Source organism: Hyalangium sp., from assembly GCF_035629615.1.
Classification (GTDB): domain Bacteria; phylum Myxococcota; class Myxococcia; order Myxococcales; family Myxococcaceae; genus Hyalangium.
In genome coordinates this window covers 1-7918 of sequence record NZ_DASPHO010000747.1, presented here as the reverse complement: position 1 = coordinate 7918, position 7918 = coordinate 1, and the positions used below count along the sequence as shown (strand labels likewise).

Here is a 7918-nt window from a genome sequence, read left to right as displayed (position 1 = left end):
TACTGGGACATCCCCGTGCCCTTCGACGAGCGCCTGGAGGTGGACTGGACGCCCGTCTGGTCTCTCACGCATGAGCGCCGCCGCTACCTTCCCACCGCCTACTGCTACAACCGCTACCCCATCCCCCGCGAGGAGAACTTCTGCCCGGCGGACTCCAACGGCCACGCGGCGGGCAACTGCCTGGAAGAGGCCATCCTCCAGGGCTTGCTCGAGCTGGTGGAGCGGGATGCCTCGGCCCTCTGGTGGTACAACCGCCTGCGGAAGCCCGGGGTGGACCTGAGCAGCTTCCAGGAGCCCTACTTCCAGGCCCTGCGGGAGCACTATCACTCCCTGCACTGGCAGGTGTGGGCGCTGGATCTCACGCACGACCTGGGCATCCCGACTTTTGTCGCGCTGGGGCGCTCGACGCGGACTCAGCAGTACTGCATCGGCTTTGGCACCCACCTCGATGCGCGCATCGCGCTCCAGCGAGCGATCACCGAGTTCAACCAGATCTTCGATCCCCGCGACACCTTCAAGTCCCCGTGGGCCGACTACGACATGCTGGATGAGTCCTTCCTTCACCCGGACGAGAAGCTGCCACTCAAGACGCTCGCGGACTTCCCCGCGCCCCGCCAGGAGGACATCCGGGACGACGTGCGTGAGTGCGTGGCCCGCGTGGCGCGCGTCGGACTGGAGACGCTGGTGCTGGACCTGACCCGGCCGGATGTGGGCCTGAACGTGGTGAAGGTGACCGTGCCAGGGCTGCGCCACTTCTGGCCGCGCCTCGGACCCGGGCGTCTCTATGACATCCCCGTGAAGCTGGGCTGGCGCTCCAGCCCGTTGACCGAGGAGCAGCTCAACCCCGTCCCCTTCCTACTGTAGGAGCTACCCATGCGTGAAGGCCTTCGGATACTGGACTCGGACCGCCACGTCATCGAGCCCATCGAGATGTGGAAGGAGTACCTGCCACCTGAGTACAAGAGCGGCGCGCCCTATGAAGAGATCATCGCTCCAGACGAGACGCTGGAGCAGCGCCTGGCGCGGCTGGGCCCCAAGGGGATGTTGCCCATCACCCCCACGCTGATGCTCGACGGGCAGGCGGCGTGGAACCAGCTCACCGAGCGCGCCATGGTGGAGATAGCCTGGAGCATCGCGCAGCGGACCGTGGCCTACGGGCAAGGCATCACGCCCTCCCACCACCTCCGGACCATGGAGCAGACGGGGATGGACGCCGCCTTCCTCTATCCGACGATGGGCCTGGGTCTGCTGCGCATCGATGGCATGGAGCCAGCCCGGGCCACGGCCTTCGCTCGCGCCTACAACCACTGGCTACGGGACTTCTGCCGCGCGGATCCCGAGCGCCTGCGGGCCGTGGGCGCGCTGTGCCTGCACGAGCCGGAGGTGCTGCCGGGCGAGGTGGAGCACATCGCCAGCTTCGGCTGGAAGGCTGTGGTCATCCCTCCCAACCCCGTGGGCGGCCGCACGCTGGCACACCCCGCCTACGAGCCCTTCTGGTCCACCTGCGAGCGCCTCTCCATCGCCGTCTCTCTCCACGAGGGCTCTAACGTGCGGCTCCCCACGGCTGGCGCAGAGCGCTTCACCACCCGCTTCGCTCATAACGCCTCCTCGCACCCCCTGGAGCACATGCTGGCCTTCCTCACCCTTATCGAGGGGGGAGTGCTGGAGCGCCATCCGCGCCTGCGCGTGGGCTTCTTCGAGTCCGGCTGCTCGTGGCTGCCCTACTGGCTCTGGCGCCTGGACAACTCCTACCAGTTCATGGCCGGCGAGGTGGCGGAGAACGTCCGCATGAAGCCCTCCGAGTACTTCCGCCGCCAGTGCTTCATCGCCATCGAGCCCGAGGAGCCCGGAATCTCGGAGGTCGTCCGGCTGCTCGGCCCGGACAACCTCCTGTTCGGCACCGACTACCCTCACGCGGACCACGGCGATGACATCGTGGACCACATGATGGGACTGCGCGCGGTGCTGCCGGAGGACGCCTTGCGCAAGCTCCTCTGGGACAACCCGGCCCGCTACTACGGGCTCAGTGGCTGAAGCTCAGGTGGAGAGCTTCCCGAGCAAGGCCCTCGCCCGGACGAGCGCGGGTGTCTCGAGCCCCTCGGTGAACCCTCGCACCCGCGGCGCCAGCAGCTCGCGCGCCTCGGCCTGCTGGCCGCGCTCGCGCAGCACCTCGCAGAGCGTGCTCGTGGCCTTCAGCTCCCACATCCTCGAGCCATGCTCCCGCGCGACGTCGATGGCCTGCCGCAGGCACGCTTCCGCCGCCTCGCTCTCTCCCCGCTGGCGCAGGCAGAGGCCCTTGACGCGCAGCAGCTCCGGGATCATGTAGCGCTCGCCCATGGCGCGCCCCCAGCTCGCAAGCTCGTCAACAAGCTTGAACGCGGCGTCATACCGCCCCGCCTCGAGCTCCAGCTCCGCCAGCAGGAGGTGGTAATGGGTCTTCGAGATCTCCAGGCCGACGCCCTGGAAGGTGGCGAGCAGCTGGCGCAGGGTCTCCACATCCCGCGTCGCCCAGCACTTGAAGAGCTGGCTGTACGCGCCATGCAACGGCAGGCCATGCTGCTGCATCGCCTCCATGCCAGCGCTGGCCACGGTGAGGAGGAGCTCCCGCTCCTCGCTCAGCTGGAGAAACGTGAGTCGATAGAGGTATGCAAGCCCGATGGAGCTGGCGTGCTTCGTCTCTTGAGCCCAGGCGAGCGCCGCCTTGCTCAGGGTGTCTGCCTGCTCCGGGTAGCCTGCCAGCCACTTCATCAGGCTCAGGACTCCCTCGGACATGGAGCGAGCATCCTGCCCGTACAGGAAAGCCAGCTTCGCGTGCTGGGAGGGCTCGTAGCGGGAGAGGACGCGCTCGAAGCACTCCTGCGCCTCCCGCAGCTGGCCCTCGGAGAGCGCATTCTGGCCATGCGCGGCCGAGGTCATGAGCTCCAGGTCGGCGTTCCCGGTCTGCCTCGCCATGCCCAGCAGGCGCTCCGACAGGGCCCGGGCGCGCGCGCGCTGACAGCGGCTGCTGTGGAAGACCATCAGCCCCCACAACGTCAGCACGATCTGGGGGCTGTCTCCCAGCAGATCAATGAGCTGCTGGGAGCGCTCCGCCAGCTCACCGATCCGCGAGTCAGCCCAGCCGCGGACGGCCATCAGCGCCGGGGTGAGCACGCCGTTGAGCCCCAGCTCGAGCTGCGCCCGCTCGCGCGGGTCCGCCACCGCATCCAGCCACGTCAGCGCCTCGGTGATGTAGGCGATGGCCTCCTGGTTGGCCGAGCGTATCAGCGCGGCCAAGCCGGCCTTCTGGGCATAGCCAATCGCCTCGCGCTTCTGGCCCGCGGCGGCGTGGTGCATCGCCAGCAGGTCCGGGCGTGTCTCCACCAGCTCCGGGAAGTCCGCCTCGATCGCGGCCGCGACGCGGGCATGCACCTGACGGCGCATGGGCTTGAGCATGGACTCGTAGGCCGTGTCCCGGATGAGCGCGTGCTTGAAGACATACGTGGGGTTGCGCGCCCCGCGCCGGCGGTGCATGAGATCCGCGTCCACCAGCGTCTTCAGCTCATGCTGTAGCACGGCCTCCTCGCGCTGAGAGGAGGCCTTGAGCACCTCGTAGCTGAACTCGCGCCCCAGCGCCGCGGAGAGCTGCGCCAGCTCCTTGGCAGGCCCCAGCCGATCCAGGCGCGCCATGAGCGAGTCTCGGAGCGTGGTGGGGATGATGAGGTTCGACAACGTCCACGTACGGGAGGGTGTCTCGCCCTTCGCGGGCATGGACTCCACCACGATGCGGGTGAGCTCCTCCACGAAGAGCGGCACCCCGTCCGTGCGGTCCAGGAGCTTCTCCATCACCTCGCGCGGCAGCTGCCGGTCCTGGGTGAGGCCGCTCACCATCTCCTCCGCCCGCGTGCGATCCAGGCGGCTGAGCTGCAGGTGGTGCGACGTCGTCCACGACGCGGAGAACTCGGGGCGCGCGGTGAGCAGCAGGCAGATGGACGCGCCGGAGATGTCATTCACGATCTGCGACAGCAGCTCCAACGTCGTCGGGTCCGCCCAGTGCAGATCCTCCACCAGCAGCAGCAGCGGCTGCTGCTGTGCCATCTCGAAGAAGAGGCCCAGCAGCGCGTCCAGCGTCTGCTCCTTGGCGCGCTGCGGGGAGACATCCGGCGGAGGATAACGGTCGGCTCCCCCCTTCACGGAGAGCAGCCCCAGGAACAGCGGCATCGCCTCCGCGAGGACGAAGCCGTGCTGCGACAAGAGCGCCTCGAGCGCCGAGATCGTCTGCCCCGCCGTCCACTCGCGGCTGATGCCCAGCCACCGCTCCAGCAGGTCCACCACCGGAGAGAGGGCGTTGTTGCGACCTTCAGGGATGCAGCGACACTCGAGCGCGGTGTGTGGGGTGCCTCGGCCCTGACGGATCAGCTCCTGTACCAGCCGCGACTTGCCGATGCCCGGCTCGCCGGTGAGCAGGATGCTCTGCCCGCTGCCCGTCACCACCTGCTCCCAGCGCTGCTGCAGGAAGCCCAGCTCCTGCGCCCGGCCGTACAGCTGGCTGTCGTGGCTCGGCGTCGTCGCCTGGCCCTTCTTGTACTCGTGCAGCACCCGGAACGCCGGCGTGGAGGAGCCCGAGCGAGCCCTCACGAGCTCGAAGGCGAAGTGGCCACGCAGCAGCTGCGACGTCGCCTCGCTGACCAGGAGGGTGCCAGGCTCCGCCAGCCCCTCCAGCCGCACCGCGAGGTTCGGCGTGGCGCCCATCAGCGCGGGCAGGCTGGCAGGTCCTCCCCGCCCCTCCTGGCTGATCACCAGCCCCGTGTGGATGCCGGCGCGGAACTCCAGGCGGACCTTGTGCTCGCGCGCCAGCTCTACGCTCCGCTGCTCCATCCGCGTGCTCATCTCCAGCGCCGCGCGGGCCGCCCGCTGGGCGTCATCCTCCTGCGCCTTGGGGTAGCCGAAGTAGAACAGCATCCACTCCCCCAGGATGCCGCCTACGTGTCCCTCGGAGTTGCGGGCGAGCTCGGCGCAGAGCGCGTGCAGGGACCTCAGCAACTTGTCCAGGTCCTCCTCGTCCATCGCCCCACCCGCCTCCTCGGAGACGCGGAGGCTGCAGCAGACGGCGGTGAGCTGCCGGCGCTCGCCCTCGCTCGGCGAGGGGTACGTGTCCGGAAACGCAAGGGGCGTGGGCGTGGGCGTCCGCGAGGTGTTGTCGCTGATGGGCCAGCGCTCAGCGGCACAGGCCTCGAGCTCCCGCATCAGAGTCTGAGCGGTGATGTCCCGCAGCTCGGGGTTCTTGTTCGTCACCTTCCGCAGCAGCCGGCCGAGCCGGTGGCGCTCCAGCCATGCGGGCATGGCGATGGGCTCGGGCCCCAGCTGCTTGAAGATCACTGCCTGCAGCGTGGGCCCATCCACCGCCCGCTGCCCGGTGAGGCACTCCAGGAAGATGAGCCCCCAGGAGTACAGGTCCGAGCAAGCCGTCACCGGCTCGCCCCTCAGCTGCTCCGGCGCGGCATAGGTGGGCGTGCCCAGCACCTCCTGCGTCTTGGTGATTTTCGCCAGATCCTCCTGGTTCTCAGAGGGCAGCGTGCCCAGCCCGAAGTCCAGCACCAGCGCATTGCGCCGCACCCCCGTGCTGGTGACCATGATGTTCAGCGGCTTGAGGTCGCGGTGCATCACCCCGCGGTTGTGCGCGCAGGCCAGCGCGTCCAGCACCTGGAGCATCAGGTGCGTGGCCTCCCACGCAGACAGCGGCCCCTCGCTCGACAGCACCTCTGTCAGCGTCCGCCCCGGCACGTACTCGAAGACGGTATAGAGCACGTCCGGCTCCACCCGCCCCGAGTCGATCAGCCGCACGATGTGAGGGTGATAGAGCTGGGCGCACAGCTGCATCTCTCGCTGGAAGCGTGCGATGTGGGCTTGATTCGTCGAGTGCAAGGCCCGCAGGACTTTGATGGCCACCTCATGGTGGGTGACCTGCTGGCGGGCTCGGAACACCTGCCCGAAGCCTCCCTCTCCCAGCTTCGAGAGGATCTCGTAGCGCCCCGCAAACACGGTGCCCGGTCGAAGCTTTTCGGGATCCAAGGCAACTTCCTTCGTTCAACTGCGTGGGAGCATGCCAACGACATTGACCTCTGGCTGCGGCGAGACTGTCGAGTTCCTAACACTACCCGACAAGATATGGGTACGCTGGTTTGGCAAATGGAGGCGGAGGTGCCTGCCCCCGGTGACGGAGTCAGTCCGGCCGCGTCCCCAGGATGAACTCGCCCACGGAGCCCTCCACGAAGGGGTCCAGCCCCGAGGCTCGAGCAAATATCTCCGCGCTGCCTGCGCCCAGCGCGCAGGGCGCGAGCCGCATGGCGGTGGCCACCAGGTACAGCGTCTGGAAGATCACCCCCACGTGCTTGAGCATCGCCGCGTAGGCCATGGTCTCGTACTTCCAGGCCATCTGCGCGAAGCGAGCCGTCAATACGAGCAGCACTTGCGGAGGAGCGTTGCGCAGCGTGCTCGTCATGGCACTCTTCAGTAACAGCTCCATGTCCGGCGTACGTCCCGCGACGTGGTAGAGGGCATGGTCCTCGACCCGGTAGGAGTACAACCCTGCCTCCAGCCCCTCGCACTGGTTGGCGATGACATACACCCCGGTCTCGTACAGCCCACCGCCGGACGGGTAGGGGCGCGCTTCTCCCTCCCCTCGCTCGGAGAGGACGGCATGGCGCAGGCCCACGGCTCGATAAAGCAGCTCGCCCAGCTCGGCCCGCGTCACGGGCCGTGAGCCGTGCTCGCGGATCGAGCGGCGGTGCTCCAGCACGGCCGTGAACGGCAGGTCACGCCGCTCTGCCGCGGCCAGATCGGGCACCTCCAGGGAGAACCTCTCGCCCGAGGGGGTGGGTCTCTTTCCGGGCTCTGGGAGCCGGCCTCGAAACCGGTACGAGGCACCGCCATAGAAGACGCTGTCGCGCTTGCCCCAACGCGTCTGCCTGTGGAACAGCAGATCGTGGAACTCCCAGGTGGCGAGCCCCTCTGGCTCAACAGGGGCTCCCTGGGAGTCAAGCTCCGTCAGGGCGCCGGCCTCCGCCAGCATGCGCAAGAAGGCCGCCGCGGCATCCGCGGGGATGCCCGGCACCACCACCGCAAAGTCCCCCGGGCGCTTGGGCACGGTGAGCGCCCCCAGGAGTGCTGGTCCATGCCAGGTCGACATCCACACACGCCCCTCGGTCAGGGGCGTCTCCAGCACCTGGCTTCCGTCGGCCATGTGAGTGAAGACGAAGCGAGAGAGCGAGTAGCTCACGCTCTCTCGCGGCGCAGGCCCGAGCGCCTTGGGAGCTGCGGGAGCGAGCGTGGCAATGACGCTGCCCTCCAGATGCAGGACACGGGCGAGGACTCCATGCCTGCGCAGGCCCTCCAGCAAGCTGTGGAAGATGGCGGCGTGGGTCACTCCGTCGCGGCTCGCGAGCCGGGTCAGCTCTTCGATGCCGCGCCCGCCCTCGCACAGGGCGTCGAGCGCAGCGCCCACACTGGGAGAGACAGGCGGCAGCATCAACCTGTCGCGCCCGGTCACCACGCGCCGCCCGTCGGCAGTGGGCTCCATGCTCACTCCAGGCACCAAGGAAAGCGTCTCACGTGTGGTCATGGCCCTCGCTCCGCTTGGTTGCTCGCTCCCTGGAAATCCTCGCCCTCTCCCCTGATGATAGCGCGATGAATCTGCTTCCAAGCATGCTGTTGATACTCGTCATGGCTGGCTGTGCCACTCCGAGAGCTCCTGGAGACGCTGCCGGCATGGAGCACTCCTTCGCCATCCGCAATGTCCGCATCTTCGATGGCGAGCGGGTCATCCCCTCGGGGACCGTCGTGATCCGTGGCGAGCGCATTGCCGCCATGGGCAAGGACGCCGACCTCTCCGGTGTGGCCGAGATCATCGACGGGCAGGGGCAGACGCTGCTGCCAGGTCTCA

At 68.3% G+C, this 7918-nt stretch carries 4 protein-coding genes; 2 read left to right on the top strand and 2 right to left on the bottom strand.

The annotated features are described in order from the left end of the window. Together VD972_RS37455 and VD972_RS37450 are read left to right on the top strand one after the other, a co-directional pair. The coding region (locus VD972_RS37455; protein WP_324993620.1) for a YcaO-like family protein at positions 1 to 864 on the top strand (864 nt) is incomplete at its 5' end. A 9-nt stretch (positions 865 to 873) separates the two neighbouring features. Continuing rightward, complete coding sequence (locus tag VD972_RS37450; RefSeq protein WP_324993619.1) at positions 874 to 2034, top strand: amidohydrolase family protein; 1161 nt, start codon at positions 874 to 876, stop codon at positions 2032 to 2034. Between the two features lie 3 nt (positions 2035 to 2037). Here the strand turns inward: VD972_RS37450 and VD972_RS37445 are convergent, their stop codons facing one another. Beyond that, complete coding sequence (locus VD972_RS37445; RefSeq protein WP_324993618.1) at positions 2038 to 6048, bottom strand: TOMM system kinase/cyclase fusion protein; 4011 nt, start codon at positions 6046 to 6048, stop codon at positions 2038 to 2040. A 151-nt stretch (positions 6049 to 6199) separates the two neighbouring features. Then, positions 6200 to 7555, bottom strand: a complete 1356-nt coding sequence (locus tag VD972_RS37440; RefSeq protein ID WP_324993617.1) for a SagB family peptide dehydrogenase — start codon at positions 7553 to 7555, stop codon at positions 6200 to 6202. Between the last annotated feature and the right edge of the window lie 363 nt (positions 7556 to 7918).